This window comes from Salinimicrobium oceani (assembly GCF_012037645.1).
Genome location: NZ_JAAVJR010000047.1, coordinates 1 through 950 on the forward strand (window position 1 = coordinate 1; position 950 = coordinate 950).

Here is a 950-nt window from a genome sequence, read left to right on the forward strand (position 1 = left end):
TTGGCAGAAGCTGGGGCATGACACTTCGGTCACTACGGCAGCATATCCGGTCTTTGAGGAAAAATATCTGGTGGAAAGCATCAAAGAATACCCAATCTCTTTTAACGGAAAGATGAGGTTCACTCTGGAGCTTCCTTTTGATATGAGTCCGCAGGAGATCGAACAAACGGTGATGGCTCATGAAAAAACCCAGCAGCAACTCAATGGCCGTTCTCCAAAAAAGGTGATCATTGTGCCGGGTAAGATCGTAAATATCGTGGGTTAAGATCTTTTCTGAAGCCGCAGCAGCAGCGGAAAACGACAAAATTTCAGTTCCGCGAAAAAATGTAAATTGGCTGGATTTTTGTTATTGAACCTTGAACTAAAACAATTTTAGAAACTATGATGGGATATTATATCATCGCCGGGCTCATTTTTATCGTGAGTCTTTATGTAAGTAACAAGCTTAAGAGTAAATTCAAGCACTATTCCAAGGTGCACCTGCAAAATGGGATGAGCGGTCGTGAGATTGCAGAAAAAATGTTGCGGGACAATGGGATCAATGATGTAAAGGTGATCTCTACTCCCGGGCAATTGACAGACCACTATAACCCCTCCAAGAAAACCGTTAATTTGAGTGAAGCGGTTTATACTCAAAGGAATGCCGCTGCGGCAGCTGTTGCTGCACATGAGTGCGGGCATGCCATACAGCATGCGAAAGCTTATAGCTGGTTGCAGATGAGAAGCAAACTGGTGCCGGTGGTGCAGGTGGCTTCCCAATTCTCCCAATGGGCGATCTTTGGCGGTTTGATCCTGATGACCATGGTCTCTGTAGGCGTAGGGCAAACAGTTCTATTAGTGGGAATCATCCTTTATGGAATGGGCACGCTTTTCAGCTTTATCACCCTTCCGGTAGAATACGATGCGAGTAAAAGAGCTTTAGTATGGCTGGAAACCGAAAACATGCTGAA

Annotated in this window: 1 protein-coding gene and 1 pseudogene; both read left to right on the forward strand. The window is 44.9% G+C overall.

The window, feature by feature from the left end; translation table 11 throughout:
- Positions 1 to 265, forward strand: a pseudogene (locus tag HC175_RS15255) (leucine--tRNA ligase); the annotation flags it as partial.
- 116 nt (positions 266 to 381) lie between these two features.
- Positions 382 to 950 (forward strand): zinc metallopeptidase (locus tag HC175_RS15260; protein WP_168139331.1); only part of this gene is annotated, 569 nt, incomplete at its 3' end.